The sequence below is a fragment of the Shewanella sp. 38A_GOM-205m genome, assembly GCF_000518445.1.
Classification (GTDB): Bacteria; Pseudomonadota; Gammaproteobacteria; order Enterobacterales; family Shewanellaceae; genus Shewanella; species Shewanella algae.
On record NZ_JADP01000026.1, the window covers coordinates 43,599 to 70,244 of the forward strand.

The following is a 26,646-nucleotide window of genomic DNA, read 5'->3' on the forward strand; positions in this document are numbered from 1 at the left end:
TCACTTAATCTCCGGCGGAGTGCTGAAGGTGTGATAAGGCGCCGGACTTGGGAGTGTCCACTCAAGCCCCTGGGCTCCTTCCCAAGGTTTGGCCGGAGCCTGGGCGCCGCCGCGAATACACTTGATCACCAGCACCAGAAATATCAGCTGTGACAGGCCAAAGGCAAAACCGCCTATGGAGACAATCTGATTGACATCGGCAAACTGCACCGAGTAGTCGGGGATGCGTCTGGGCATACCGGCCAGCCCGAGGAAATGCATCGGGAAGAACAACACATTGACCGAAATGACCGAGCACCAGAAATGCCACTTGGCCAAGGTCTCGCTGTACATATGCCCGGTCCACTTGGGTAGCCAGTAATAGGCGGCGGCCATGATGGAGAAGATGGCGCCGGTGACCAGCACATAATGGAAATGGGCAACCACAAAGTAAGTGTCATGGTATTGGAAGTCGGCTGGGGTGATTGCCAACATCAGGCCGGAGAAGCCGCCTATGGTGAAGAGAATAATAAAGGCACAGGCGAACATCATAGGGGCTTCAAAGCTGATGGATCCCCGCCACATGGTGGCAACCCAGTTGAATACCTTGACCCCGGTTGGCACGGCAATCAGCATGGTGCAGTACATAAAGAAGAGTTCGGCAAAGACAGGCATACCTGTGGTGAACATGTGGTGTGCCCACACCAGGAAGGAGAGGATTGCGATGCTGGCGGTGGCGTAGACCATTGAGGCGTAGCCAAACAAAGGTTTGCGACTGAATGCCGGAATGATGGCCGAGATGATGCCGAATGACGGCAAGATCATTATGTACACCTCGGGGTGGCCGAAGAACCAGAAAATATGCTGGAACATCACAGGATCTCCGCCGCCGGCGGCATCGAAGAAGCTGGTGCCGAAGAATTTGTCTGTGAGTACCATGGTCACGGCACCAGCCAATACCGGCATAACGGCTATCAGAAGGAATGCGGTGATAAGCCAGGTCCAGACGAACAGGGGCAGCTTCATCCAGTTCATGCCAGGTGCGCGCAGATTCACTATGGTGACTATCACGTTGATCGCTCCCATGATTGAGCTTATCCCCATGATATGTATTGAAAAAACAAACAAGGCTGTGCTGTCGGCACTATAAGTGGTCGACAATGGGGCATAGAAGGTCCAGCCAAAATTGGGGCCGCCACCTTCCATAAACAATGAGCTAAGCAGGATTAAGAAGGCGAAGGGCAAAATCCAGAAGCTCCAGTTGTTCATCCTCGGCAGCGCCATATCCGGCGCACCTATCATCATGGGGATCAACCAGTTGGCCAGACCGGTAAAGGCCGGCATCACGGCGCCAAAAACCATGATAAGGCCATGAACTGTGGTCATTTGGTTAAAGAAGTTGGGCTCGACCAGTTGCAATCCGGGCTGGAATAATTCAGCACGGATCACCATGGCCATGGCGCCCCCTATCAGGAACATGATGAAGCTGAACCAGAGATAGAGTGTGCCTATGTCTTTATGGTTGGTGGTCAGCAACCAGCGCATGATCCCCTTGGGGGCGTGATGATGCTGGTGTTCCTGTTCAGCGATTTCCTGAACGCCAGCTTCGGCATCTTGACTGAATGAGTTCATCTTCTCCCCCTACTGCCCGTGGTTATTGACGTCGGCGGCTTGCACAGTGTCGCCTGTATTATTGCCCCAGGCATTACGCTCATAGGTCACCACAGCAGCCAGTTCCTTGGCGGTTATCTGTTTGCCGAAGGCCTGCATGGCGGTGCCTGTCTTGCCATGGATCACTATGTCCAGATGGGCAGCGATTGGGCCTATGGCAATAGCACTGCCCTTGAGCGCCGGGAACACCCCTTGAAGTCCGGCGCCGTTGGGCTGATGACAGGCGGCGCAACGCGCCATATAGATCTGTTCGCCAAGCGCCATGGCCTCATCATGGCTCATGGTCTCACTGAGGGCCGCCTGAGCTTCTTCGGCGGCCGTAGCCGCGGCTTGTTTCTGTTCCGCCATCCAGGCGTCAAACTCATCTTCTGCCAGTACCTTCACCACAATCGGCATAAAGCCGTGGTCTTTACCGCAAAGCTCGGCACATTGGCCGCGGTAGATCCCCGGTTTGTCCACCCGGGTCCAGGCTTCGTTAATAAAACCGGGATTGGCGTCTTTTTTGACGGCAAAGGCGGGCACCCACCAGGAGTGGATCACATCATCTGAGGTCATCAGGAATCGGACTTTGCGATTGATGGGCAATACCAAAGGCTTGTCGACTTCAAGTAAGTAGTGCTCGCCCTTGGCTTCCTGGCCTTCTATCTGGGATCTCGGCGTTGCCAATATGCTGAAGAAGTCGATGTCTTCGCCGAAATAGCTGTAGTGCCATTTCCATTGCGAGCCGGTGATCTTGACCGTCAGGTCGGCATCACTGGGATCTTCCATGGCAATCAGCGTTTTGGTTGCGGGGATTGCCATCAGGATCAGGATTAAAAAGGGGATAAGCGTCCAGGCAATTTCTACCTTGGTACTTTCATGGAATTGGGACGCGACTGCCCCTTTGGACTTCCTATGGTTGATCATGGCGTAGATCATCACGCCGAATACGACCAAACCTATGGCGCAACAGATATAAAGAATGATCATGTGCAGGTGATACACCTTGCCACTGATCTCAGTTACCCCTTGAGTCATATTCAAGGGCATATCTGCCTGAGCGCCTGGAGACAACAAGCTGACGCACAACAAGGTCAGCAAAACACACAGCCATTGCTTCACAAGACATCTCCTCTGTCAATTGCATTCGCAACTACAAAGAAGAGTCACACAGTAAGTCTTTGCTCTATGCAAACTCTTCAGTTCCCAAAAAAGCAACGATGACTTCAAAGTGCGGCGGCGGTTTCACTTAGCTCTAGGTATACAGGTGGTGACCACTGTTGCACTTACCGCTGAATATACTCAGCATTTCCGGCGACGGCACCACTCGTTATGAACCGAAATGGGGCGGTCAACCTACGACGAATTGCATGGAGATAACACAATCGTTGTTCTTACATTACTTGTAGATTAAATATTGATCAAGATCACGATGTTTTCTAACTATATGAAAAAAAAGCGTCTGTTAATCCAGAGGTGAATTCTGTGTGAGTAGCATAGCTGCGCGGTTTGCCGCCGATTGACAGGGGAAGGCATTGCACCAAAAAGGCACAGAAAAAAGGCCATCCCAGGGATGGCCTTTAAACACAATCAATGGATGGAGTGGGTAAGTTCGTTGAGGTGGTTATCCACCTCTTTCGCCTGCTGTCCCGTTTCCAACACTATGCCCATGGCTCTGGCGTTACGGGCGACCAGCTGCAATCGGCGGTTATCACGGGCATCCAGGCTGTCTATCCAACTGATCACTGCACTGGAGGTGCCGTTGGTCAGGGCTCTTTCCGTTGCCCACAAGGCTTCTACTTCATCCTTGGTGCGCACCAAGAGTACTCTATCCATTCTGACACCGGCCCTTGCTAAGGTTTCTTTGTAACCTATGCTGGCCGGGGCGTTAATCAAGACTATCCAGCGTCCCTGTTGACTCAATTGCGCCAATTGAGGGCAGAGGCGCAATAATTCCTGACGTCCCTGGCTATGGCTGGCCAAGCTGGAGATACCGGTATGTTGCCAAGGCTGATTGCCGGCAATACCGGTGTCTGTCCACAGGCCTGGGTGTCTTGGGGCGTTGCCAGTCATTATGCTCATAGCCAGTCTCCATTGCGTATTATCCCTACCGCCAGTCCTTCAATGGTCAATGGCTGGAAAGTCAGGTCGACTTTGATTGGGGAGTAAGCCTCGTTCTCGGCATGTAGATAAACCACATTACCTTTCTTTTCAAAGCGTTTCACAGTTACATCGTCTTCAACCCTGGCCACCACGACTTGACCGTTACGGGCTTCCTGTACCTTGTGAACCGCCAGGAGATCACCTTCGAGAATACCTATGTTCTTCATGCTGTCGCCGCGTACCCGTAGCAGAAAGTCGGCATTGGGGTGGAACATGCCAGGGTCGACCTGGTAATACTGCTCAACGTGTTCCTGTGCCAGTATGGGTTCACCGGCGGCAACCTGACCAATCAGGGGCAAGCCTGTTTCTGACTCCGCTTGTTCATCATGAGGCAGGCGAATACCACGAGAGGTGCCTGGCATGATCTCAATACAGCCTTTCTTGGCCAATGCCTTGAGGTGTTCCTCGGCGGCATTGGCGCTCTTGAAGCCCAGCCGGGTGGCAATTTCGGCCCGGGTTGGCGGCATGCCGGTGTCGGCTATATTGCGTTTAATCAGTTCCAGAATCTGTGCCTGGCGCGGTGTCAGTGGTCTCATGGTGATTCCTGTTTTTTCATACAGTACCTGTCAGTATATACAGTATTTTTGTCAGTGCAAGTATTAACCAAAATTGAAACTTTTAGGGAGCGGATAAGTAAGCCATTCGGTGCTTTGGTTTTAACGGCTTGTCTGATGCAGCATGGGGAGTTCAAGGCATTGGCCAGAGGAACTGCCGGGGCCGGTTCGCACCTTCCCTAGCTAAGGTTCAGGAAATTCTGGTATTCTATTGGGCTATTGATTGTGGCTCAGACACTGAAAAAACATGTCCAAACAAGATTCATTCTGGTTTAAATCTCTTCGCTGGCTCCAAAGCAAGCTGGTGCATACCACTGTGGTGCCTCAGGATCCTTTCGCCGATTTGAACCTGGATCCGGCCAAGCCGATGGCCTATGTAATGAAGACGGAATCTGTCAGTGATATTGCGGCATTGGCGGAAGTCACCCGTAAGTTTGGTTTGCCTTGTCCTTATGAGGCACTCAAGGTTGATGATATTACCGTTCCCCGAGTCGTCTGCCTGGAAGGAGCCAAGCCCCTATTCGGCAAGCGCAAGAGCAACAAGCCATTTCTCAGCTGTTTCACTTCTCTGCTGAACCTGCATCAGGCTAATCCACAACTGGATATTCAATTGGTGCCAGTGAGCCTCTATTGGGGCCGCACTCCGGGTAAGGAAGATGACAGCATGCGTGCCGCCGTATTTGAGCGGGAAAATCCCACTTGGCTGCGCAAGTTTCTGATGATCCTGTTTCTGGGGCGCGACAACTTTGTGCAGTTTTCCAATGCCGTGTCGTTGCGGCTGATGGCCGATGAACATGGGACCGACAAGGCTATTGCCCATAAGTTGTCACGGGTGGCCAGGGTACATTTCCGCCGGCAACGCAAGGTGATGACAGGACCCGTGCTGCCCAACCGTCAGGCTCTGTTCAATGAGTTGCTGCGCTCGGAAACGCTGAAAAAGGCGATTAAAGAAGAGGCCGCTGCCAAGAAGATCCCCGAGGCCAGAGCCAGGGAGATGGCGGAAGAATATCTCGATGAGATTGCCGCCCACTATTCCGACAGCCTGGTGCGTATTGCCGAGCGGATCCTCACCTGGTTGTGGAACAAGCTCTACAAGGGGATCAACATCAAGGGCGCCGAGCAGATACGCCAGCTGCACCACGATGGCCATGAGATAGTTTATGTGCCTTGCCACCGCAGTCATATGGATTACCTGCTGCTCTCCTATATTCTCTATTTTCAGGGTATGGTTCCGCCCCACATAGCCGCCGGTATCAACTTGAACTTCTGGCCCGCCGGGCCCATGTTCCGCCGCGGTGGTGCTTTCTTCATCCGCCGCAGCTTCAACGGTAACAAGCTCTATACCGCTGTGTTCCGCGAGTATCTGGATCAGCTGTTTGCCAAAGGCTATTCGGTTGAATACTTCACCGAAGGTGGTCGCTCCCGTACCGGACGGCTGTTGTCACCCAAGACAGGGATGCTGGCGATGACAGTTAACTCTGTGCTGCGGGGCATTGAACGGCCGGTGACTCTGGTGCCTGTGTACCTGGGCTACGACCATGTCATGGAAGTGGCCACTTACCACAAAGAACTCAGCGGCAAGAAAAAGCAGAAAGAATCTGTTTGGCAGGTGGTTGGCGCCTTGCGTAAGCTGGGCAATTTCGGTCAGGGTTATGTGAACTTTGGTGAGCCTGTGACGCTGCAGAATTTCCTCAGTGAAGCGGCGCCCAACTGGCGCGAAGAAGTGGCGGCCGATCCCGAGCAGAAACCCAGCTGGCTGACCCCGGCGGTTAATACTCTGGCCAATAGGGTGATGACTCATATCAACGATGCCGCCGCTGCCAGCGCCGTGACTCTTACCAGCCTGGTACTCTTGTCATCAGAACAGAATGCGCTGGAGCGAAGCCAGTTGGAACGTCAGTTGGACTTGTATCTGGATCTGCTCAAGGAAGTGCCATATACCCAGTATACTTCTGTTGCTGAGGGCGACGGTAAGCAGTTGCTGCAACAAGGTCTGGAGCTGAATAAGTTCACGGTTCAGGAAGATGAACTGGGCGATATCATCTCAATCGACGAGTCGATCGCGGTAACCATGACTTACTATCGCAACAACATCATTCACCTGTTTATGGTGCCTTCTTTGCTGGCCAGCTGCCTGGTGCGCCTGGAGCAGTGCAGCCGAGCTCAGATGCAGGCGGTGCTTGAGGATTTCTACCCTCTGCTGCAGGCCGAGCTGTTTATGGGTAAGGCCGATGTCAGTGCCTATGCCGATCAGCTGCTGGATCGTTTCATTGCCAAAGGTTTGGTCGCCGAAGAAGCCGATGGTTTCCGGGTACTGGAAGCCGGCATAAACCCGCTGGCGCTGTTGGCCGAAACCATGAGTGAAACCCTGCAGCGCTACGCCATCATCTTTAACTTGCTGGCCGCTCACCCAGGTATTGAGCGTGGCGATTTGGAGCGCGAAAGCCATAAATTGGCCAGTCGTCTGGGCGCGCTGCATGGGATTACGGCCCCCGAGTTTTACGACAAGAAACTCTACGGCATCTTGAGTATCAAGCTCAAAGAGCTGGGGTATCTCACCAAGGAAGATACCCGCCATGATATAGAGCGAACCCGGGATTATGCCAACCAGCTGCTGCGTCCACAGGTCAAGCAAACCATAGTCGACAGCGTCGCCGCCGAACAGGAGGCCTGATGGCCAATCATATGAATGCGGCGCCTGCCAAGGCGTCTTTGCTGGGCGGCGCCATGATCATCGCCGGGACCACGGTCGGTGCCGGGATGTTTTCCCTGCCGGTAGAAGGCGCCGGCATGTGGTTTGGCTATTCTGTGCTTATGCTGCTGGGGGTGTGGTTTTGCATGTTCATGTCCGGGCTGCTGCTGCTGGAAACCAACCTGCATTTTGAACCCGGTGCCAGCTTTGACACCCTCACCAAGGAGACCCTGGGGCAGTTTTGGCGGGTGCTTAACGGCGCTTCGATAACCTTCGTGCTCTATATTCTCACTTATGCCTATATCAGTGGCGGCGGCTCCATCGTCAATCATAGCCTGGAAGGTATGGATATCAGCCTGCCGCAGAGTTTTGCCGCCTTGGTGTTTGCCCTGGTGCTGGCGCTGGTTGTGCTTATCAGCACCAAGGCCGTGGATCGGATCACTACCATAATGCTGGGAGGGATGATCATCAGCTTCTTTCTGGCGATAGGCAATCTGTTGATCGGCGTTGATACCAGTAAGCTTCTGCTACCTAATGGTGAGAGCAGCTATGGCTCATATCTGTGGGCGGCCATTCCTTTCGGCCTGGCCAGTTTTGGTTATCACGGCAATGTGCCGTCTCTGGTGAAATACTACGGCAAACAGCCGGGCACCATAATCAAGGCGATTTTTGTCGGCACCTTTATCGCCTTGGCTATCTACCTGTGTTGGCTGGTGGCAACCATGGGTAATATTTCCCGCGGTGAATTCGGCGCCATTATTGCCCAGGGCGGTAATATGGGGGTATTGGTCGGCGCCTTGTCCAAGGTGATGGATAACTCGCTGCTCAACACCATGCTCACCCTGTTTGCCAATCTGGCCGTGGCGTCTTCATTCCTTGGAGTAACCTTGGGCTTGTTTGACTATCTGGCAGATCTGTTTGGTTTTGACGACAGTCGCAGCGGCAGGGTCAAGACCGCCTTGGTGACTTTCCTGCCTCCGACTCTGCTAGGTATGCTGTTTCCAGATGGCTTCCTGGTAGCCATCGGCTTCGCTGCCTTGGCGGCCACGGTTTGGGCTGTAATAGTGCCGGCCTTGATGGCTTGGCGCTCGAGGCAACAGTTTGCCGATAACCCGGGTTTTCGCGTACCGGGTGGTACGCCTTTGATAGCCATAGTGGTGCTGTTTGGGGTGCTGACGGCCGCCTGCCATCTGTTGGCCATGGCCGGCATGTTACCCAAGTATTCCTGAAGTGAGGAGCGGCTCTCTTTTTCAGGGAATGAGAGAGCCCCACCTTGACAAGACTATAAAAGTCAGTAATTTATACCGTCCACGCCGAGTATTTCGTGCGGGTGTAGTTCAATGGTAGAACGGCAGCTTCCCAAGCTGCATACGTGGGTTCGATTCCCATCACCCGCTCCAAAATCGCCCATCCTTCTTGTGATTACCTTTGTTACTTTTTGTATCTTTGTGAGCCTTTTGGCGACTTTACACTTAACTGACGTTTGTCTCATTAAAGTTAACGCAAATCGTTATCATTGGTGTTAGTATCGTGCGCTGATTCATTCAACCAAGGAAATCTCAATCCATGTCCAGATCCAGCTTACCGATACTCTCGGGGCTGACTGTGGCACTGATGTCGGCAAGTGCAGTGAGTGCAGAGGAAGCCGCCGATACCAGTATCGAAAGGATTATCGTGACCACAAAGGCCACCTCCCCATCTACTACCAAGGGTGATTTCAATCTGCTCAAGGCACCGCAGAACATTCAGATATTGTCGAAGAATTTCCTCGACGAGCAGGGCGCCGTGTTACTGCAGGATTCGCTTAAGAATGTTGCCGGGGTGCAACCTGGTGGTTATTACAAGGGATATGACTATTTCCGGATCCGCGGTTTCGATGCTTCGAAAGAGATCTATCTGGATGGTCTCAGGCTGAATGATAACGGCTTGGGGGCCAACGTCGAGCAATCCAACCTGGAAACCCTGGAAGTGATGAAGGGCCCGTCATCCACCCTCTATGGTTCGGGAGCCATAGCCGGAATGGTGAACCTGGTCACCAAGAGGCCAACCGGTAGCGACTTTGGCAATCTGGATTTACGCCTTGGCAGCAACGACTATCGGGAAGTGAATGCCGATCTCAACCAAGTGCTGAATGAAGAAGGCAATATCTATGGCCGTTTGGGGCTGACCTACCGGGAAGGTGCCAATGAGACGGATTATGTCGATGGCCAGGATAGAGTATTTATTGCACCATCCGTCACTTTCGAGCTGAGTGACAAAGCCATGTTGACCCTGCTGACCAGCTACACCAAGGACAGCAATCAACCCGGAATGCCATTACCTGCGCAGGGGACAGTGTTGCCATCAGAGCTTGGGCAACTGCCTTCAGAACTCTTCTACGGTAATATCAAAGATCCCGGCACCATAGAGGATGAAACCTACCGAATAGGCTATGAGTTTCGCTATCAACTGACGGATAACATCAGTTTTCGTCAGAATCTCAGGTATCAGGATGCCTCCAGCGACTGGAATAACCTCTATTATCCCAGCAGCTATGATGCAACCAGCGGTGACATGACACTGTACAAGTTCAGCTATCAAACCCAGTGGCAGACATGGGCGATAGACAGTGGCTTTAATGGCAGTTTCTATCTCGGGGATACAGAGCATACCTTTACCACAGGGTTGGATATTTTCCTGTCGGATCTCAAGACCCGCAGCGCCCTCGGCAGCCAGTACCCGGTGATCAATCTCTATAATCCGGATTACAGCGTATTCCCGGATCAGGAACTCAATAACTTTGGCCCTGAATCAGAAGTGGAAAACCGTATCTTCGGCCTCTATTTCCAGGATCAAATCGACTGGGGTGACCACTGGAGCATGACGCTGGGGGCCAGGGTCGACAGATACAAGCAAGCATCTGTGGATGAATATGAGAATAAGCTCAGTCCACGAGTTGGGCTGAGTTACGCCTTCAACGACGATTGGGTTGCCTTCGCCAGCTACTCGGAAGCCTTCACGCCTCAGTCCTATGTCGATGCCAATGGCAAAGTGCTGGATCCGGAAGAGGGCAGTCAGTGGGAAGTTGGCCTCAAGGCCAAGGCGCTCGATGGCGATCTCAATGCTACCTTGTCACTCTATGATCTGACCAAGAAGAATATCGCCATCGCCAATGTGGACGTAGGTGGTAACTTTACCTATCTAGCTTCCGGAGAACTCAACAGTAAAGGGGCTGAACTGGACATGCAGTGGTTGGTCAGCGACTCGCTGCAGTTTATCGGTCATGCGGCTTATACCCATGCGGTGGACGCCGAATACGACAACTGGGTTGCCAATGTGCCCCGTTATGCCTTGGGCGGCTGGCTCAAATACAACATAGATGAGGGTATGCTTTCCGGCATTAGTATGGCGGCCGGGGTGAATCACTACGGTAAGCAGCAGGGCAACGCCCAGTCGGTATTGAACAGTGGTGATGATTTCTTCCTGCCGGCTTACACTCTGGTGGATCTCAATCTGGGCTACAGCTGGGATGATTATGATCTCAAGTTCATCGTCACCAATCTGCTGGATGAAGATTACTATTCCGGCTCTGACAGCTTATTGCGGGTTATGCCTGGCGAGGGGCGTCAGTTCAAGCTCAGTCTGAGTGTTCACTGGTAAGGAAGTCCTGCTGTTATGCGTAGATTCCTGTGGAAATGGCATGGGCTGCTGGGGCTGATTGTCGCTGTGCCGCTGTTTATCATAGCGCTCAGTGGCAGCCTATTGGTGTTCAAGGCCGAATTGGATGCCTGGCTTAGCCCTGAACAGGTGCTGGCCAGCGCCGATTCCCGGCTGGGCTTCGGACAACTGCTGAAGCATGCGGATCAGGCTCTGCCTGAGCATGAAATACTCGGTTGGGAGTTTGCCGCCAATGGGGAAGCCGATAGTCTCTATGTTGCCAAGATGGGCAGCTATGAGTGGCAAAAGCTGTGGTTGGATCCCGCTACGGGGCAACTGCTCAGCCCGCCCATGTCAATGACACATATGCTGACCGACTGGCTGCTTGAACTGCACTATACCTTGCTGCTGGATCATGCGGGATTACTCTTGTCGGCACTGGTGTCGGTGCTGCTGATCCTGCTTGGGCTCAGCGGCATAGTTCTGCATCGCCATTTTTGGCGCACTCTGTTTACCCTGAGGTTTGGCCGCGGCTTACGTCTGCTGCTCAGTGATGGCCACAAGATGTTGGGAATTCTCGGTGTGCCGGTTTTCCTTATTCTGGGGTTTACCGGAGCCTGGTGGAACATAGAGCACTTCATTGATGAAGAGTTCGGAGGCCACGACGACAGCCAGTTTGTGCTGACCAAGCGCTACTACAATGCTGAGTTGGATTTCGATGCCATGCTGGCCGCCACCCAAGAAGCGTTGCCCGGGTTTGTCGCTACCTATGTACGCTTACCCGACCCCAGTTATCCGGGAGTGCACTTCTTTGGTCATCAAGATAACAAGGGGCCACTGCGCAGCCGTTTTGGTTCCATCATCAGTTTCGACGATCAGACCGGCAAGCTCAGCAGCAGTTTTGATGTCCGCACTGCCGGGACGCTATACCAGTTTGTCGATAGTTTCAGACCATTGCACTACGGCACTTTTGGTGGCCTGACAACCCGAATTCTTTGGTGTCTGTTGGGTTTCTTGCCCTGCTTGATGGCGCTGTCCGGTTTTTGGATGTGGCGCAGCCGGGTGCGGGGCCGTAAGCGAACAGCTTGCCGATAAGGCGTGACACCAAAAAGTCTCCCTTCGTTGGGAATAAATCCAAGCCCCCTTGGGATTTGTCTGATAGACCCCCAAGGGGGCTTTCTTTAGTATCGAGTCTGCAAAGTGGGCTTGGTCCATTACCCTTTTGCATCCTTTTTACGCACGAGATATCGAGTCTCATTGTTCCGCCGTAGTCTGTTAGTTGGCACACTGCGTCGCTCAGGGAGGAGTGACAGGGAGAAGCTTATGCCAACTAACAGACTACGGCTTTTTTTACATCTTGACGGCTTAACCCTTTCCTCTCGCCGAACACTTTCTATACAGCTTGGTATAATTTCTGTTAGCGTTTACCTTAAACGGAACCGACCTTGGTCAGCCTCCACAGCTTCACATTGAAAGGGAATCGGTAATGAAGATTACAGCATACAGACATGGTGAACCCTGCTGGGTCGAGTTGGGGACGCAGGACTGGAATAGTGCCAAGCACTTTTATTGTCGACTCTTTGGTTGGCAGGCCGAAGATATCCCCATGCCGGAAGGCGCCTATACCATGTTGCAGCAGGCCCATGAGGATATAGGTGCCATGTATCAATTGCCCGCCGAATTGCAGCAGCAGGGTGTTCCCAGCCACTGGGCGGTTTATTTCGCGGTGGAGGATATTAATGCGTGTATCGAAGCTGTCAGCTCCGCCGGAGGCCAGCTTCTGATGGGCCCTCATGAAGTTGGCAGCGCAGGTAAGATGGCCCTGCTTACTGACCCGGAAGGGGCTCATTTTTCGGTCTGGCAAGGTGTCGAACATCCTGGTGCCGGACGTAAATGGGAAGCCAATACTCTGTGCTGGGTAGAGCTCGCCTGTCGGCAATCCGAACTGGCCAAAACTTTTTATCCCAAGGTGTTCAACTGGCAGATGCGCCGCAGTGAGAACGCTGCCGACTTTGAATACACGGAATGGTTACTCAATGGCGAGAGTGGTGATGAAGGCATTGGCGGCATGCTGGAAATGACAGAGCTGTGGGGCGATGTGCCGCCCCACTGGATGATCTATTTCAGTGTTGATGATTGTGATGTGATGGCCAGTCGGGCGGCCGAACTGGGCGGCAAGGTTTGTGTGCCGCCAACAGATATTCCCAATGTGGGGCGCTTTGCGGTGATCAACGACCCACAGGGAGCTGTATTCAGCATTATTCGCCTGACAATGGCACTCTAATCTCTCAGTTGGCGGCATCGATGAGCATATAGTTGCCACAGTTGCCTGGGGCAATTCTGGGCGCCTGCTCCAGCAGCGCCTTCAGATTGCTGTTATCTATCTTGGCTGGAAGGCTGAGTTGAATTTCGGTCAGCATGCCCTGGTGGCATTTAAGACTCAGCTTGTGGCCGCTCTCTGGGCCGAAGCTCTGCTGAAACGCTTGTCTCAAAGCAGCGGTCGCTATTTTTGTGCCGATATTTTGCTGCAGCAGATTAAGCAAGGGCGTTGCCTGATTCACCTCTGCCGTTAGCCTGAGTGCCAATGAGAAATAAGCTTCGGCACTTTCATCCCGGCAGCTGCCGTGTTTCCACCATTCGTGCCGCTCCAGGCAGCTGCCATAGGCGTGACTGGGCATCACGCGCCCCAGGCGTTGGGATAAGGCTTCACTCAACTCAATGGCGGGATAAGCGCAGAAGTTATCGGGCTTGTGTTTGACCTTGCCGCAATAGCCATAGCTGATACCGCAGGAACGCTTATTGGGCCATAAGCCGTGCAAGCTGAAATGACTGGCATCGAAGCGATCGGCGCTCTGGCTGCGACATTCGGCCTTACCTGAACCTCTTGACTCGCAAAAGGCGTTTTGCCACGACAGAGCCAGCAGATGGCTATCATATTTGTCGGCCAGGTTGCAGGCGTTTTTGGTTTGAGGTTCAGTAGGCAATGCGCCTGTTTGCAGTTGGCCACAATCGGCGGCAATCCAGCGCAGTGGTGATTGCACCGCCGAGGTCTTGACCCTGAACCAAGAGGGAGAGTCTTGGCCGAGGCGCTCAACTATCACCAGTCTCTGCCCTGGGCTGCTGTAAAGCTGCCCGGGATTAGTGCCCTTGTTCTTCGATTGAAACAGCGGACAAGCCTTGTCTATCAGCAACTCACCGGAAAATGGTGCAGCCATTATGCCTACAGGCAACAGCCACAGCAGTAGTATCAGTAAGCGGGTCATAAGATTCCTCTTGGGTGAAACTGTCATCATGCGGATTTTAGTTTTGCCATGTGACACTTTGTATCCATGCCGGTTTGACGCGCAACTTATGTTAAAAAACGGATCTTTGGTTTTGGGGCCAAGATTCAGATAAAACGCGCCATAGCCGAAATAGTCGATGCTTTGGCAACGAATAAGCCGCACCAATTTGTATCTTTGTCATTGTTGGATAAATGAAACTTAATTGTTGCTTGTTGATTAATTGTGTAGTTTGGCAATAACAGCAGAATTTTACAGGAAAAAGTTAATGAAAGGATGTATTCCCGCGGCGGTTATGGTGCTTTGTCTGGGTGCTTGCAGCAGTACTGATGAAACGCAGCAGGCGCAAACAGATGTGGAGCGCAGTGATGGTTACCGCTGTGAAAAAGTCACAGTGACAGGTTCAAGAATGCCGATCAGAAGATGTACCACCCAGGCACAGAGGGAGCAAGAACGCCAGGAAGCGGAAGAGATGCTAAGTAAGGGAAGAGTGCTTTCGCAGGAGTGAGTATGGATGCCAGTGGCTTGCACCACTGGCATTCAGGGATCAGGCTGACTTGATCAGTCGGCCTTCGGAGTCACGGAAACTACCGATGGCGATACGAACGAAGTCGATCAGAGTCCAGATACCCAGGCCACCCAGAGTCACCAACATCAGCAGACCAGTGCCGATTTTGCCGGTGTAAAAACGGTGTACGCCGAAGCCACCCAGGAAGAAGCACAGCAGCAGAGTAGGAACGAAACCCTTGTCGCTCAGTTGCTCATTTTCGATTGTCATTGTTTGTCCTTAAGTTAACTTTTGTCCCGGGTAAGTGATCAGCTTACCCTGCCCATCTTTGTAGCTTCCCACCAGTAACATAAAAGTGACTATCACAGTGTGGATAATATCGACTGCAAGTACCGCCATTCCGGTGAATACCAACGTAGGTTCGTCGGTTGAAATGAGCGTTATACCTACTATTGCCAGACCGAGATCGAACAGGCCATGGAGTATACGACCACAGTAAAAGTGATGTATGCCCAAGATGCCGAAAATGCCTGAAAGACACACGGCTACGCCATAACTCTTATCGGATTTGCTGAGAGTCTGCACTTCCTTGTTCCTTTGTTGAAAGCTGAATAATCTGACCCGGCAGGCATCTCCCTGCACATCTTCGAGCCAAACAGGTGGAGTCTACCCTTTTCAAGGGATTTTTATCAATAACAAAATGTTAAATTGAGATTATTCTGACGTTTCTGTTTCAAACGCTTGGTATTGGATCACATTGATGTACCACTCTTTGACCCCTGATGGCGTTTGCACTTGAACTTCATCGTCAACCTGTTTACCTATGAGGGCCCTGGCCATAGGGGAATCTATAGTGATATAGCCTTTCTTGGTGTCTATCTCGTCCTTGCCGACAATCCGGTAGCGCACCACAGTGCCCTGGTCATTTTCCAGTTCGACCCAAGCACCGAAGAACACCTTTCCTTCCTGCTGCGGTGAGTAGTCAACAATCTTCAACTCTTCCAAGCGTTTAACCAGATAGCGGATTCGGCGATCTATCTGCCGCAACAAGCGTTTGTTGTAGGTGTAATCTGCGTTTTCGGAGCGATCGCCCTGGGCCGCGGCCTCTTGCACTTTTAGGGTGATCTCGGGGCGGTATTCCTTCCACAGGTATTTGAGTTCTTTATCCAGGGCTTCCCAGCCCTTACGGGTAATCAAATGGGCTTTCATCGATTTATTCGGTCAACTGCTGATGGCGCCAGGCGCCGATGCCAATAATGCAGAAGATTTACAGAACTCAGGCGTGCTTGCAAGTGCGCCTTCTTGCCAATGGGATAAACAGGATGCCTTTGTTTGTCATTTAACACAGGCGATGAGTGTCTGCCCCGGCTCGAAGCAGGCTTGTAGATGATCGCCCAGAGCCAATGGCAAGCCCTCAATGCTGTCGTTACATACCGAAGCGTAGAGGCGGTCGTTGCCGCCGATATCCAGGGTAATTTCGCTGCGCTGGGTATCGCGTTTGATTTGCAACAACTGGCCTTTGAGGCGGTTGCCACTGCAGAGGGGCTGCTGCAGCGAGTGGATACTGACAGCGGGAGCCTTGAACAGCAGCAATACCTTCTTGCCGATATGCAACCCCAGTTTGTCAGTGCTGGCATGGGTGATGGCGGCATCTATCTCCTGTCCACCGGCCAACTTGACCCTGACATTGTCATTGAGAGAATCATCCTTGAGCGCAATAACTTCACCGGCCAGTTGATTGCGGGCGCTGGTCTTGAGCGAGAAGTGTGCCATCAGATCCAGCAGGTTATCCATGGGAACGGCCGCATCCAACAGCGCCTTGAGCACCATGTCCTGCATCTGATCCATCAGTTCGTAGAGCTTCAGCAGACGCTCGCCAAACTCGGTCAACTTGGCGCCGCCACCGCCCTTGCCGCCCTTTTCACTGCTGACCACAGGCTGAGGGGCTTGCAGATTCATGTCGTTGACCGCATCCCAGGCCGCCTTGTAACTGATGCCCGCCTGTTTGGCTCCCTGGCTGATGGAGCCGGTAATGCGTATCTGCTTCAACAGCGCAATTCGTTTGGGATTGGCAAACAGTTTATCGGCATTGTTGAGAGTCAACAGGGCTTTGAGATCCATGGCATATTCCTTATCAGTGTCGGGGTTATTCTCCCTTATTGCGCTGATAAAGACCACAGGGATCACTCACTGACGATCACAGGCTTGCTTATCGTTATATAACTATGTATATAACGTTGGAAGTGTCAAATAGTGCATATATCTCATCAAGGAGTCGTTATGAAGTCCCTGTTCCGTCCTGCCCTGAGCCTGGCTCTGGGGCTGTTGTTGGCCTTTAACGTCAGTGCCAAGGAAAAAGTTACCGTTTTTGCCGCCGCCTCACTCACCAATGCCATGAATGAACTGGGCGCCGAATATGACCGCAAGCATGACACTGAAACCGTGTTCTCTTTTGCTTCCTCTTCGACGCTGGCACGCCAGATTGCCCAAGGTGCGCCCGCCGAGCTGTTTCTGTCGGCCAACCAGAAATGGATGGACTATCTCGATGAAAACAAGGCCATCGACGCCGGCAGCCGGGTTACTCTGCTGCGTAACACGCTGGTGCTGATTGCGCCGAAAAGCAGTGCGCTGAACCAGGTTGAAATCTCGGCTTCCTGGGATCTCAAACAGGCATTGGGTAACAGCCGGATGGCGGTTGGCGATCCTGATCATGTGCCGGCCGGTCGCTATGCCAAGCAAGCGCTGGAAAATTTAGGTTTGTGGCAACAGGCCGAACCTCTGCTTGCCAGAGCCAATAGTGTTCGCGGCGCCTTGGCGTTGGTCGAACGTGGCGAGTCATCTCTGGGGATTGTCTATTCCACAGATGCCAAAGTGGCCAAAGGGGTAAAACAGCTGGCGGTATTCCCCCAAGAGACTCACAAGCCAATCAGCTATCCCATGGCGCTGGTGGGTAAAGAGCACAGCAAAGGCGCCGAAGGTTTCTATCAATTCCTGCAGTCCGACGCTGCCAAGGCGGTATTTGCCAAATACGGCTTCGGCGTAAACTGAGATCCTGACTTTGAGCTTGTTGACCGACTATGAAGTGGCCGCCTTGCTGCTCAGTCTCAAGGTGTCCACTGTGGCCGTGCTCTGCAGCCTGCCGCTCGGCATTTTGTGTGCCTGGGTGCTGGCGCGGCTGGAGTTCCCCGGCAAGTCTGTGCTCGATAGCCTGATCCATCTGCCACTGGTGCTGCCACCTGTGGTCATAGGGTATTTGTTGCTGGTCTCCATGGGCCGCAGCGGTTTTCTCGGTGGCTGGCTCTATGACACTTTTGGCTTCAGCTTTAGTTTCAGCTGGCGCGGCGCCGCACTGGCAGCTGCGGTGGTGTCATTCCCGTTAATGGTTCGTGCCATTCGTCAGGCGCTCGAAGGGGTGGATGTGCGTCTGGAGCAGGCGGCGCGCACCTTGGGCGCCGGCCGGCTCAAGGTCTTCTTCACCATTAGCTTGCCGCTGACCGCACCCGGCATAGTCTCGGGCATGGTGCTGGCCTTTGCCCGCAGCCTCGGGGAGTTCGGTTCCACCATTACCTTTGTTTCCAACATACCCGGTGAAACCCGCACCATTCCCTTGGCCATGTACTCCTTTATCGAGACCCCGGGCGCCGAGGCCGAGGCCGCCAGGCTGTGTGTGATTGCGATATTGATTTCACTGGCCTCGCTGATCGCTTCCCAATGGCTCAGCAAGCGGGCGCAACAGAGGACGCTGGGACAATGCTGAAAATCGCTATCAGGCAACAGCTGGGGCAAACCCTGCTGGATGTTGACACAGAATTACCCCTCTCCGGGGTCAGCGCCGTCTTTGGCCGCTCGGGCGCCGGCAAGACCTCGCTGGTCAATATTCTCGGCGGTTTGGCAACGCCGGATGCCGGTGAGATCCGCTTGGGAGAGCGCTGGCTGTTTCATAAAGAAAAGAAGATCAATCTGCCGCCTGAGCGGCGTAACGCCGGCTTTGTGTTTCAGGATGCCAGGTTGTTTCCCCACTATCGGGTGCGCGGCAATCTCAACTATGGCCGCAAGGATAAAGACAGTCGCGAGTTTGATACCGTGGTACAACTCTTGGGGCTGGAGAAACTGCTCGACCGTTTTCCCTTCACTCTCTCCGGCGGGGAAAAGCAGCGGGTCGCCATAGGCCGGGCCTTGCTGACCCGCCCAGAGATCCTCTTGATGGATGAACCGCTGGCATCGCTCGACTTACCGCGCAAGCGCGAGCTGTTGCCCTACTTACAGCGGCTCACCGCCGAACTTAAGCTGCCGATTATCTATGTCAGCCACAGTCTGGATGAAATTCTGCAACTGGCGGATCAGATGCTGGTGCTGGACAAGGGCCGCTGCGTCCTCAGTGGCCCGCTGGAACAGGTGTGGGACAGTGACGAGCTGAGACCCTGGCTCAGTGCTCAGGAGCAAAGCTCCTTGCTGCATGCCACTGTGGCCGAGAGTCATCCCGAATATGCCATGACCCGTTTGCAGCTCGCCGATGGCAACAGCTTGTGGGTCAATGAACTGTTGCCCAAACAGGATAAGCCGATACGGGTGCGGGTTCACAGCAACCAGGTCTCTGTGTGCCTGCAGGTGCCGAGCGGCAGCAGTATTCGCAATATCCTGCCGGTAACCCTGGAAGAGGTGAGCCGGGTCGACAGCCGCGACTATGTGCAGCTCAGGCTGAGGCTGGCGGGTATGCCGCTGTGGGCCAATATTACCCGCTGGGCCCTTGAGGAGCTGGCGTTGCAACCCGGTATGTCGCTCTTCGCCCAGATTAAAGGGGTCAGCCTCACGGCCGCCGACTTGGCCCGTTCTCACTGAGGTGCAACAGAAGATCAACTACTGTTACAAAGTCTCGGGTGATTTTTGGTATCAAAATGGCTAAATTTAAGATATTTGGCCACTTTTTCAGATACTATTGTGCAAGTTTCAGGCTTGGCACTCGAGGAATAGCCCATGGGACAAGAAACCTCCAAGATTCTGGTTGTCGATGATGATATGAGGCTGCGGGCCTTGCTGGAGCGCTATCTGATGGAACAAGGCTATCAGGTACGCAGCGCCGCCAATGCAGAGCAGATGGATCGCTTGCTGGAGCGGGAGAACTTTCACCTGCTGGTGCTCGACCTTATGTTGCCGGGAGAAGATGGCCTGTCCATCTGCCGCCGCTTGCGACAACAGGGCAACCCACTGCCGATAGTGATGCTGACCGCCAAGGGCGATGAAGTCGACCGCATCATAGGCCTGGAGCTTGGCGCCGATGACTATCTGCCAAAACCCTTCAACCCCAGAGAATTACTGGCACGGATCAAGGCGGTAATGCGCCGTCAGGTGCAGGAGATCCCCGGCGCGCCTTCGCAGCAGGAAGAGATGGTCAGTTTCGGCGAGTTCAGCCTCAACCTGGCTACCCGCGAGATGTACCACAATGAAGAGTCCATCGCCCTCACCAGTGGTGAATTTGCCGTGCTCAAGGTGTTGGTGACCCACCCCAGGGAGCCCTTGTCCCGCGACAAGCTGATGAATCTGGCCCGTGGCCGCGACTATTCGGCGTTGGAGCGCTCTATCGACGTTCAGGTTTCCCGGCTTAGGCGGCTGATTGAAAAGGATCCCGCCAACCCGCGCTATATCCAAACGGTTTGGGGACTGGGGTACGTGTTTGTGCCAGATGGTGCCGCCCGTAAATGAAGCTGCGCTGGTGGCAACGCCTGTTGCCCAGGAGTGCCTTCAGCCAAACGGTAATGCTGATAGGCTGCCTGTTGCTGATCAATCAGCTGGTCTCCTATTTGACTGTGACGGTTTATTTCATTAAGCCCAGTTACCAGCAGATCAACCAGCTTATCGCCCGCCAGATCAATCTGTTGTTTGTCGATGGGGTCGAGGTGGGCCGGGAACACCTCACCATAGTGGACGCCCTCAATGCCAAGGTGCGCGACGATGGCATGCATGTCTATAACCAGAAACAGGCCAGGGAAGCCGGTATCGAGCGGGCGACCTACTATGGTTTCCTCTCAACCCAGATGTCGGAATATCTCGGTGGCCCGGCTGAAGTGCGTATTGCCCAGAGCAATCTGCTGCAGATCTGGATCCGCCCACCTCAGGCTCCCTCCATCTGGATCAAGGTTCCCCTCAATGGCTGGAACGAAAATGCCCTGTCGCCCCTTAACCTCTATCTGCTGGTGATAGGCGCCTTGAGTGTCGCCGGTGGCTGGTGGTTTGCCCGGCAACAGAACCGGCCGCTGCGGCGGCTGCAAAAGGCGGCTATCTCAGTTTCCAGAGGCAATTTCCCTGACCCGCTGCCGCTGACCGGCTCCAGTGAGCTCGTCGAAGTGACCAATGCCTTCAACCGTATGTCCCAGAGTATGAAACAGCTGGAGCAGGACAGGGCGCTGCTGATGGCGGGGATTTCCCACGACCTTAGAACACCCCTGACCCGAATTCGTCTGGCTTCCGAGATGATGGTGGACGACGATGCCTACCTGCAGGAGGGCATAGTCAAAGACATTGAAGACATGGATGCCATCATCAATCAGTTTATCGCCTATATCCGCCAGGATCAGGAGAGCATTCGTGAGCCGGAACAGATCAACCGTTTAATCCGTGAAGTGGCCCAGGCCGAGAGCAACAGAGTCGGTGAGATAGAGCTGGTACTGGCCGAGTGCCCCGAAGTGCCGATGCAGAGCCTGGCCATCAAGCGGGTGATCGGCAATCTGGTGGAAAACGCCTTCCGCTATGGCCGCGGCTGGATCCGTATCGCTTCCCAAGTGGAAAAACACCGCATAGGTTTCAGTGTGGAAGACAATGGCCCGGGTATTGCCGAGAGCCAGATCCCCAAGCTGTTCCAGCCCTTTACCCAAGGTGACAGTGCCCGCGGCAGCGTCGGCTCAGGGTTGGGACTGGCGATCATCAAACGCATCATAGACAGGCATCAGGGCAAGGTCATTCTCAGCAATCGCCCCCAGGGTGGGCTGCACGCTCAGGTGTGGTTGCCAAGAGATTAACACGCCATACGCTTTATGGCCGATTGTCATTCAACTGTCATGCTCCAGTCATAAACTGCGCTCAGTTCAATCAATTGGGCGCAGTTTGCCATGAAGATTTCCACCCTTTCTCTCGGCGCTTCGGCGTTGTTGCTCTTGTTGGCGGCCTTGCTCGCCTCACTGGTGCTCTGGAGCAGTGAACAGAGACAAGAGGCAGAACTGCAGAGCCAGACGCTGCAAGGCTTGCAGCAAGAATTTTTGGTGGATATCCGTGCCAATCTGGATAAGTATCTCGCCAGTGGCGATGCCGGGCGATTGGAGCAGGCCAGAGCCCAGCTCAATGATATTCATGACCGTTTGCCGACAGATTCACAGTTGGCACAGGAGCTGGCGCAATTGGTGACTGCTCTGGATGGCAAATACCGCGCCGCCGGCAAGTTGGCCGGAAATCCCAGGCAGCTGTTGGCCCATGCCGAAACCGAAATGTTGGACAACAACAAGCGCCTGGCGGATTACGGTGATCAAGGGCTGGCAACGGCGCCACAAGTGGCGCATGAATATCTGCAGCTCAGTCGGGAGCTTCCGCCACTGGTTTACCAGTTGTCACAGCTGACCCAGGATTACCTGCTCGGACGGGAGCAAAGACTCAAGCCTTACCTCGACAGCACCATAACCCAGTTGGCCGACTGGCATGACAGACTCAGCGCCTTGCCATTGCTTGGTCTCTATCGCACTGTAGAGGCGGATGAATTTGCCCTGGGTGACGATGAACCCGAGCGTGAGGAGATAGGCGAGAGCTACCGCGCCGAACTTCTGAGTCTTAGCAGTCGCTACGCCAAGGAAGTGACCAATACCGAGCAGCAACTGTTGGATAACCGCCAAATGCAGGATGCGCTGCGCGCCGATATGCACAAGTTGCAGCAGAACTTACTGACCATGGCCGCTGAGCAGCAACAACGTACCGACAAGCTCAAACACGAGCTGCAGCTTTGGCTCTATCTGGCTTTGGGAGTGCTGGCCTTATTTGCCGTGGCTTATTTGATTTTGCAGCAGCTCAGGGTGGTGAAACCGTTGCAACTGCTCAACACCGCCTTCAGTCAGCTGAGTGAGTCCAATACCCGCGAGCGCCTCAATATCAGTCGTCGCTGTGAAACCGGCCAGATAGCCGCCCATTTCAATGCTCTGCTGAATCGTTTCGAGTCAGAGGATGAACAGCAGCGGCAGCAATTGGCGCGTATCTCCCAAAGCCTATCGGCCCTGGTGCAAAAAATCAGTGAAATGGCCGGTAGTACCCGTGAGACCCAACAAGTGGTGGATCAGGCTCGGCAGCAAACGCTGGAGCTCAGTGAATTGGCCGGACTGGTGAGTGACAGCTCAGCTTCGCTGGCCACCCGTGCCAGCAATACCGCCGAACAGATGCACCAGAGTGAACTCGAAGCGCAGCAGATGCTGGAGGCCACAGATTCAACCCGCACCGCCGTTGCCGAGTGTCATCAAGCGCTTGCCAGTCTGGATGATTCAGTGGCGGCTGTGGCGGGAATCATCGACGTGATAGGCAATATCGCCGGGCAGACTAATCTGTTGGCGCTCAATGCCGCCATAGAAGCCGCCCGTGCCGGTGAGCAGGGGCGAGGTTTTGCCGTGGTGGCCGATGAGGTGCGCAGCCTTTCCAGTCGCACCCAGAGCTCGCTCGATGAGATAGGTGCCATTCTCAATCGGCTCACCAATGCCAACAAGAGTCTGGGGCAGAGTATGGATGGCATAGCCGAGGCGACCGACAGGCAGAGACAGAGAGCCGAGAGTCTGAAACAACTGGCGCAGGAGGTGAGACAGCAGGCTTTTGCCATGGCGAGCGGGACCCAGCAGGGTACTGAGTATGCCCAGTCACAGCTGGCGCATCTGCAATCCTTCTCCAGCGCCATGGAACAGCTGCGCAGCCAGGCGATCACCGCCTCAGAGCAGGGGCAGGCAATCGCCTCTCAGGTGGCTGCAGGTGTCGCCGAGATAGAACAGAATCTCGGCATTAAAGCTGCCTGAGTCGCTATTAGAGACTCGCCAGTATGGTTTCGGCCTTGCTGACTTCGAAAGTCTTGGGGGCTTCCACATTTAGCAAAGAAACCACGCCATCGTCTATCACCATGGCATAGCGCTGCGAGCGTAAGCCTCCGAAGGCGCCAGTGTCCATTTCCAGCCCCAGCGCCTTGGTGAAGGCTCCATCACCATCGGCCAACATCATGATCTCACCGGCATTTTGGGCTTCACCCCAGGCTTTCATCACAAAGGCATCGTTGACCGATACACAGGCAATGATATCGACGCCCTTGGCCTTGAGTTCATCGGCCAGCACCACATAACCCGGCAGGTGAGCCTCGGAGCAGGTGGGGGTAAAGGCACCTGGAACAGCAAACAGCACGGCCTTCTTGCCGGCAAACAGTTCCTTAACCTTGTGGTTGATCATGCCCTCTTTACCGAGTTGGCTCAGAGTGGCATCCGGCAGAGCTTGACCTTGTGCAATCATGGTATTAGTCCTTTCAGTTGGAATTACAAACCATCATAGCCGTTAATGGAATGGACAAACACAGACATTCTACAGGGGCAATCAGGTGGCAGCCGGCCGGCGCCGAAACAGCGTTCGTAATGCCAGCCAGCATAAGCTGAACAGCAGTTCGGCCGAGGCTGCGAGCAGCAGGCCACTGAGCAGGCCAATGGCAATGGCATCGCCCTTGAGCAGAATATTGTGGCTGTAGTTGTCCCACACTTCGCGGCGGATATCCGCCTGTGGCGCAAACGCCAGTTGCAGGTAGGGGCTGTAGAGACTCTCGCGGAAGTCGGCCAAGGCCTGCTGCAACTCGGAGCGGCGTTCTACCATGGCGTTGAGCTTGTCGCCGCCGGAGGTAAATACCGGATCTTTGTTGGTCACATAGTGGGCGATAAGTTTATCCAGATCGCCACCGAAGAAACGGTCGGCATCGCGCTGAAACCCGGCCAATTGGGTTTGGATCTCGCTCAGGTGGGCCTGCAGGCTCTTGCCATATTGATCGACAAAGCCAGGTAGCTGAATCCCCGCCAGCACCCCTACAAAGAACAGCAGCAGTCTGAGATAGTCGCGTATGGTTCTAAGCATCATGCCTCCCTGAGTTCTGGCCAAACCAGATTGCCGCAGCCGCCCTGTATCTTAACTGACCGCTTCTGGCTTTGTTGCCGCTCTATCTTTGTCGCCCATAGCACACAGGGCTGCAACCAAAATGGATGCTGACTCAAGCGGGCGGTTTTGACAAGTGCCTGCCGCTGAACACAGGCTTGGCATAGCAGAGCCTCCTCAAGCGCAATGATGCGGGCTACTGTTCCGCCGGAGGCTTGATCCCATATTGGGACAGGGAATCAATAAATTCCTGCTTTTGGTAGCTGATAGCACGCTTAAGTGCCTTATGGCCCTGCGGAAGTATGTCAGCACCGAGCTTGCTCAAAACATAGTTAAAGTCCTGGATATCACTGGTTCTCACCATCTGCTCCAGCATGGTTTCCCCCGAGTGGCTGACCAGGGTCAAGTCAGCCTTTGACTCAACCAAGGCCTTTACCACCTCAAGATTGCTTTTTTCACCTGCTCCTTGAATCGGATTGGCGGCGTACATCAACGCAGGGCGGCCGTCACTATCTCTGGCATTCACATCGACATTGATGCCGATAAGGTATTTGACCGTGTCCAGGTGTCGGTACATTGATGCCGCCATTAAAGCGGTTTCCTGGCGACTCCCAGAATGCCCGTTAATGTCGGCGCCTCTTTCAACCAGGAGTTTGACCATCTCTACGCTCTCTTTCCCCGCAGCCGAGTACAATAACTCAACCAAGGTTTCAGCCGTGAGAAGGCCTGGCGGCGCGTTGTCGAGTAATTGTCTGGTTATTTCCAGTTGGCTACTCATAACGGCTCTCTCAATATCTTGTTTGGTGATATTGGCGCCGTGGCGTACCAGAGTAGTGACATAATCCAGCCGGCCAAACCAAGCTGCGTAATACAAGGGGCTGTTGCCAGAGTCGTTGGTTTGATTAATGTCGGCACCACTCTCCACCAGATAATTAAAGACTTTGGCATCATCTGTGCCCACGAGTTGATGCAGCAGGGTCTCTTTATAGCTTCCCTTGACGTTTAAATTGGCGCCCTTGGCCACCAAATAGCGCACAACCTCTAGGTTGTCATCACGCACGGAGTAAGCGAGAGCGGTCACTCCGTCTGTGTCCTGGGTATCGAGTTTCGCCCCCTTATTCAAAAGATACTTCACTATATCCAGGTCGCCCCGATTCGCAGATATCATCAGCGGTGTACTGCTGCGCTCGGCATTTATTACCAGTAGGGCATTGATGTCGGCGCCCTTGGATACCAGGTACTTAATCGAAGCCAGGCTGCCGGCCGATACGGCCGTCTTGAGCATCTGCTCCTTGTTGCCAAGGGCGACTCTTTGCTGTTTTACCAGGTAATCCAAAATCTCTGTGGCACCGTTTTTGAGCGCAATGATGGAAATCTCTTCGGCATATTCCTTGGAGAGCACCTGGCCGGTTTTATTCAATAATGACTTGAAGATATCCAGATGATTATTGTGGGCCGCTATCTCCGGTAACCCCCAGCCGCCGTTATTCTTTTGTTCGAGATTGGCGCCGTTCTCCAGCAGCAAAGAGATCGCCTGCTGATGGCCAAACTCGACGGCCACCATCAGAGCCGTCCAGCCATATTGGTTTGAGGCGTTAATATCGATATTTTTCTCAAGCAGAAAAGAGATCAGGGCCAGATCCCCCAACTTGGCGGCAACCAGCAGAGAGTTGAAACCATTTTGACTACTGGCGTGAATATCGGCGCCTTGCTCAATCAGCAGCTTTGCCATCTCAGGAGTGGGTGACATCAACAGCGCATTCCAGCCGGCAGTGTTCTCAAGGTTGATGTCAGCGCCCTGAGCAATCAGCTGCTTTACCGAGTCCAGTTGGCCATCCAATACAGCTCGCATCAGTGGCGACAGACCCTCCTCATCCAAACTGTTCAGCTTGTGTGCCGCAGTTGTGGCTGCTGCTGTCTCGGGCTTAGTGGTTGCGGCCATAGCGGGTTTGCCAAAGAGAAAGATTCCCATCAAAACACATACAAACATCATCCTTAACTGCATTGTGATATTTCCTGAACTCTGTTTATGGGGCGGATCCGATAAGT

General features: G+C 53.8%; 23 protein-coding genes, 1 tRNA gene and 1 pseudogene. 13 read left to right on the top strand and 12 right to left on the bottom strand.

The features are described 5' to 3' along the window. From ctaD to lexA, 4 genes and pseudogenes are all read right to left on the bottom strand, one after another. Nucleotides 1-1,611, bottom strand: coding sequence for a cytochrome c oxidase subunit I (gene ctaD, locus N512_RS0114885; protein WP_025010816.1), 1,611 nt, complete (start codon nucleotides 1,609-1,611; stop codon nucleotides 1-3). 18 nt (nucleotides 1,612-1,629) lie between these two features. Beyond that, nucleotides 1,630-2,751, bottom strand: a pseudogene (coxB, locus tag N512_RS0114890) (cytochrome c oxidase subunit II); the annotation flags it as partial. A 468-nt stretch (nucleotides 2,752-3,219) separates the two neighbouring features. After that, nucleotides 3,220-3,711: a cell division inhibitor SulA gene (locus tag N512_RS23145; protein WP_037475197.1), complete on the bottom strand. Its 492-nt coding sequence runs from the start codon at nucleotides 3,709-3,711 to the stop codon at nucleotides 3,220-3,222. Beyond that, entirely contained in the window at nucleotides 3,708-4,328 is a 621-nt protein-coding gene (gene lexA / locus N512_RS0114900) for a transcriptional repressor LexA (protein WP_025010814.1), read from the bottom strand. Before lexA ends, N512_RS23145 begins: the two co-directional genes overlap by 4 nt. A 265-nt stretch (nucleotides 4,329-4,593) precedes the next feature. Between lexA and plsB the strand changes: the two genes are divergently transcribed. From plsB to N512_RS0114930, 6 genes are all read left to right on the top strand, one after another. After that, nucleotides 4,594-7,020: a glycerol-3-phosphate 1-O-acyltransferase PlsB gene (gene plsB, locus N512_RS0114905; protein WP_028780848.1), complete on the top strand. Its 2,427-nt coding sequence runs from the start codon at nucleotides 4,594-4,596 to the stop codon at nucleotides 7,018-7,020. Beyond that, complete coding sequence (gene mtr / locus N512_RS0114910) at nucleotides 7,020-8,267, top strand: tryptophan permease (RefSeq protein WP_028780849.1); 1,248 nt, start codon at nucleotides 7,020-7,022, stop codon at nucleotides 8,265-8,267. The genes plsB and mtr overlap by 1 nt, the downstream gene beginning before the upstream one ends. Nucleotides 8,268-8,364: 97 nt before the next feature. After that, nucleotides 8,365-8,438: transfer RNA gene (locus tag N512_RS0114915), tRNA-Gly, on the top strand. Nucleotides 8,439-8,604: 166 nt separating this feature from the next. Beyond that, the gene (locus tag N512_RS0114920) at nucleotides 8,605-10,677 is read left to right on the top strand and encodes a TonB-dependent siderophore receptor (RefSeq protein ID WP_028780850.1); all 2,073 of its coding nucleotides are present in this window, start codon (nucleotides 8,605-8,607) and stop codon (nucleotides 10,675-10,677) included. Between the two features lie 15 nt (nucleotides 10,678-10,692). Next, a complete protein-coding gene (locus N512_RS23150) occupies nucleotides 10,693-11,769 on the top strand; it encodes a PepSY-associated TM helix domain-containing protein (RefSeq protein WP_037475200.1) in 1,077 nt (358 codons plus the stop codon). A gap of 391 nt (nucleotides 11,770-12,160) precedes the next feature. Beyond that, nucleotides 12,161-12,958: a VOC family protein gene (locus N512_RS0114930; RefSeq protein WP_028780851.1), complete on the top strand. Its 798-nt coding sequence runs from the start codon at nucleotides 12,161-12,163 to the stop codon at nucleotides 12,956-12,958. A gap of 4 nt (nucleotides 12,959-12,962) precedes the next feature. On the opposite strand, the gene N512_RS0114935 is transcribed toward N512_RS0114930, so the two are convergent. Further along, on the bottom strand, nucleotides 12,963-13,937 hold the full coding sequence (locus N512_RS0114935) for a ribonuclease T2 family protein (RefSeq protein ID WP_051472825.1): 975 nt from the start codon (nucleotides 13,935-13,937) through the stop codon (nucleotides 12,963-12,965). 286 nt (nucleotides 13,938-14,223) lie between these two features. Here N512_RS0114935 and N512_RS0114940 point away from each other — a divergent pair, with 286 nt between their 5' ends. Continuing rightward, the gene (locus N512_RS0114940; RefSeq protein ID WP_028780853.1) at nucleotides 14,224-14,463 is read left to right on the top strand and encodes a hypothetical protein; all 240 of its coding nucleotides are present in this window, start codon (nucleotides 14,224-14,226) and stop codon (nucleotides 14,461-14,463) included. A gap of 39 nt (nucleotides 14,464-14,502) precedes the next feature. Here the strand turns inward: N512_RS0114940 and N512_RS0114945 are convergent, their stop codons facing one another. The 4 genes from N512_RS0114945 to N512_RS0114960 form a co-directional block, all read right to left on the bottom strand. Next, entirely contained in the window at nucleotides 14,503-14,733 is a 231-nt protein-coding gene (locus N512_RS0114945; RefSeq protein ID WP_025010807.1) for a TM2 domain-containing protein, read from the bottom strand. 9 nt (nucleotides 14,734-14,742) lie between these two features. Beyond that, nucleotides 14,743-15,048, bottom strand: a complete 306-nt coding sequence (locus N512_RS0114950) for an NINE protein (RefSeq protein WP_025010806.1) — start codon at nucleotides 15,046-15,048, stop codon at nucleotides 14,743-14,745. A gap of 129 nt (nucleotides 15,049-15,177) precedes the next feature. Then, the gene (greB, locus tag N512_RS0114955) at nucleotides 15,178-15,672 is read right to left on the bottom strand and encodes a transcription elongation factor GreB (RefSeq protein ID WP_028780854.1); all 495 of its coding nucleotides are present in this window, start codon (nucleotides 15,670-15,672) and stop codon (nucleotides 15,178-15,180) included. 126 nt (nucleotides 15,673-15,798) lie between these two features. After that, entirely contained in the window at nucleotides 15,799-16,584 is a 786-nt protein-coding gene (locus tag N512_RS0114960; RefSeq protein ID WP_028780855.1) for a TOBE domain-containing protein, read from the bottom strand. A 159-nt stretch (nucleotides 16,585-16,743) separates the two neighbouring features. Here N512_RS0114960 and modA point away from each other — a divergent pair, with 159 nt between their 5' ends. From modA to N512_RS0114990, 6 genes are all read left to right on the top strand, one after another. After that, nucleotides 16,744-17,511, top strand: coding sequence for a molybdate ABC transporter substrate-binding protein (modA, locus tag N512_RS0114965; protein ID WP_037475203.1), 768 nt, complete (start codon nucleotides 16,744-16,746; stop codon nucleotides 17,509-17,511). Nucleotides 17,512-17,527: 16 nt separating this feature from the next. Next, entirely contained in the window at nucleotides 17,528-18,220 is a 693-nt protein-coding gene (modB, locus tag N512_RS0114970) for a molybdate ABC transporter permease subunit (RefSeq protein WP_028780857.1), read from the top strand. After that, nucleotides 18,214-19,302 (top strand): molybdenum ABC transporter ATP-binding protein ModC, encoded by a 1,089-nt coding sequence (gene modC, locus N512_RS0114975; RefSeq protein WP_025010804.1) that lies wholly within the window; start codon nucleotides 18,214-18,216, stop codon nucleotides 19,300-19,302. The genes modB and modC overlap by 7 nt, the downstream gene beginning before the upstream one ends. A gap of 135 nt (nucleotides 19,303-19,437) precedes the next feature. After that, the gene (gene ompR, locus N512_RS0114980; protein WP_025010803.1) at nucleotides 19,438-20,163 is read left to right on the top strand and encodes an osmolarity response regulator transcription factor OmpR; all 726 of its coding nucleotides are present in this window, start codon (nucleotides 19,438-19,440) and stop codon (nucleotides 20,161-20,163) included. Continuing rightward, entirely contained in the window at nucleotides 20,160-21,476 is a 1,317-nt protein-coding gene (envZ, locus tag N512_RS0114985; RefSeq protein ID WP_028780858.1) for a two-component system sensor histidine kinase EnvZ, read from the top strand. The genes ompR and envZ overlap by 4 nt, the downstream gene beginning before the upstream one ends. A gap of 90 nt (nucleotides 21,477-21,566) precedes the next feature. Continuing rightward, nucleotides 21,567-23,492, top strand: a complete 1,926-nt coding sequence (locus tag N512_RS0114990) for a methyl-accepting chemotaxis protein (RefSeq protein WP_028780859.1) — start codon at nucleotides 21,567-21,569, stop codon at nucleotides 23,490-23,492. A 7-nt stretch (nucleotides 23,493-23,499) separates the two neighbouring features. Here N512_RS0114990 and N512_RS0114995 read toward each other — a convergent pair whose 3' ends face one another. From N512_RS0114995 to N512_RS0115005, 3 genes are all read right to left on the bottom strand, one after another. Next, on the bottom strand, nucleotides 23,500-23,973 hold the full coding sequence (locus N512_RS0114995) for a peroxiredoxin (RefSeq protein WP_028780860.1): 474 nt from the start codon (nucleotides 23,971-23,973) through the stop codon (nucleotides 23,500-23,502). 81 nt (nucleotides 23,974-24,054) lie between these two features. Beyond that, nucleotides 24,055-24,579 carry a DUF2937 family protein gene (locus N512_RS0115000; protein ID WP_028780861.1) on the bottom strand — a complete coding sequence of 175 codons (525 nt, stop codon included), beginning with the start codon at nucleotides 24,577-24,579 and terminating at the stop codon, nucleotides 24,055-24,057. Nucleotides 24,580-24,793: 214 nt separating this feature from the next. Continuing rightward, nucleotides 24,794-26,569 carry an ankyrin repeat domain-containing protein gene (locus tag N512_RS0115005; RefSeq protein ID WP_197021459.1) on the bottom strand — a complete coding sequence of 592 codons (1,776 nt, stop codon included), beginning with the start codon at nucleotides 26,567-26,569 and terminating at the stop codon, nucleotides 24,794-24,796. Nucleotides 26,570-26,646 lie beyond the last annotated feature (77 nt).

Coding starts and splice junctions, on each gene's coding strand:
- ctaD (WP_025010816.1), bottom strand. CDS start 1,611: ATGAACTCATTCAGTCAAGATGCCGAAGCTGGCGTTCAGGAAATCGCT.
- N512_RS23145 (WP_037475197.1), bottom strand. CDS start 3,711: ATGAGCATAATGACTGGCAACGCCCCAAGACACCCAGGCCTGTGGACA.
- lexA (WP_025010814.1), bottom strand. CDS start 4,328: ATGAGACCACTGACACCGCGCCAGGCACAGATTCTGGAACTGATTAAA.
- plsB (WP_028780848.1), top strand. CDS start 4,594: ATGTCCAAACAAGATTCATTCTGGTTTAAATCTCTTCGCTGGCTCCAA.
- mtr (WP_028780849.1), top strand. CDS start 7,020: ATGGCCAATCATATGAATGCGGCGCCTGCCAAGGCGTCTTTGCTGGGC.
- N512_RS0114920 (WP_028780850.1), top strand. CDS start 8,605: ATGTCCAGATCCAGCTTACCGATACTCTCGGGGCTGACTGTGGCACTG.
- N512_RS23150 (WP_037475200.1), top strand. CDS start 10,693: ATGCGTAGATTCCTGTGGAAATGGCATGGGCTGCTGGGGCTGATTGTC.
- N512_RS0114930 (WP_028780851.1), top strand. CDS start 12,161: ATGAAGATTACAGCATACAGACATGGTGAACCCTGCTGGGTCGAGTTG.
- N512_RS0114935 (WP_051472825.1), bottom strand. CDS start 13,937: ATGACCCGCTTACTGATACTACTGCTGTGGCTGTTGCCTGTAGGCATA.
- N512_RS0114940 (WP_028780853.1), top strand. CDS start 14,224: ATGAAAGGATGTATTCCCGCGGCGGTTATGGTGCTTTGTCTGGGTGCT.
- N512_RS0114945 (WP_025010807.1), bottom strand. CDS start 14,733: ATGACAATCGAAAATGAGCAACTGAGCGACAAGGGTTTCGTTCCTACT.
- greB (WP_028780854.1), bottom strand. CDS start 15,672: ATGAAAGCCCATTTGATTACCCGTAAGGGCTGGGAAGCCCTGGATAAA.
- N512_RS0114960 (WP_028780855.1), bottom strand. CDS start 16,584: ATGGATCTCAAAGCCCTGTTGACTCTCAACAATGCCGATAAACTGTTT.
- modA (WP_037475203.1), top strand. CDS start 16,744: ATGAAGTCCCTGTTCCGTCCTGCCCTGAGCCTGGCTCTGGGGCTGTTG.
- modC (WP_025010804.1), top strand. CDS start 18,214: ATGCTGAAAATCGCTATCAGGCAACAGCTGGGGCAAACCCTGCTGGAT.
- ompR (WP_025010803.1), top strand. CDS start 19,438: ATGGGACAAGAAACCTCCAAGATTCTGGTTGTCGATGATGATATGAGG.
- envZ (WP_028780858.1), top strand. CDS start 20,160: ATGAAGCTGCGCTGGTGGCAACGCCTGTTGCCCAGGAGTGCCTTCAGC.
- N512_RS0114990 (WP_028780859.1), top strand. CDS start 21,567: ATGAAGATTTCCACCCTTTCTCTCGGCGCTTCGGCGTTGTTGCTCTTG.
- N512_RS0114995 (WP_028780860.1), bottom strand. CDS start 23,973: ATGATTGCACAAGGTCAAGCTCTGCCGGATGCCACTCTGAGCCAACTC.
- N512_RS0115000 (WP_028780861.1), bottom strand. CDS start 24,579: ATGCTTAGAACCATACGCGACTATCTCAGACTGCTGCTGTTCTTTGTA.
- N512_RS0115005 (WP_197021459.1), bottom strand. CDS start 26,569: ATGGGAATCTTTCTCTTTGGCAAACCCGCTATGGCCGCAACCACTAAG.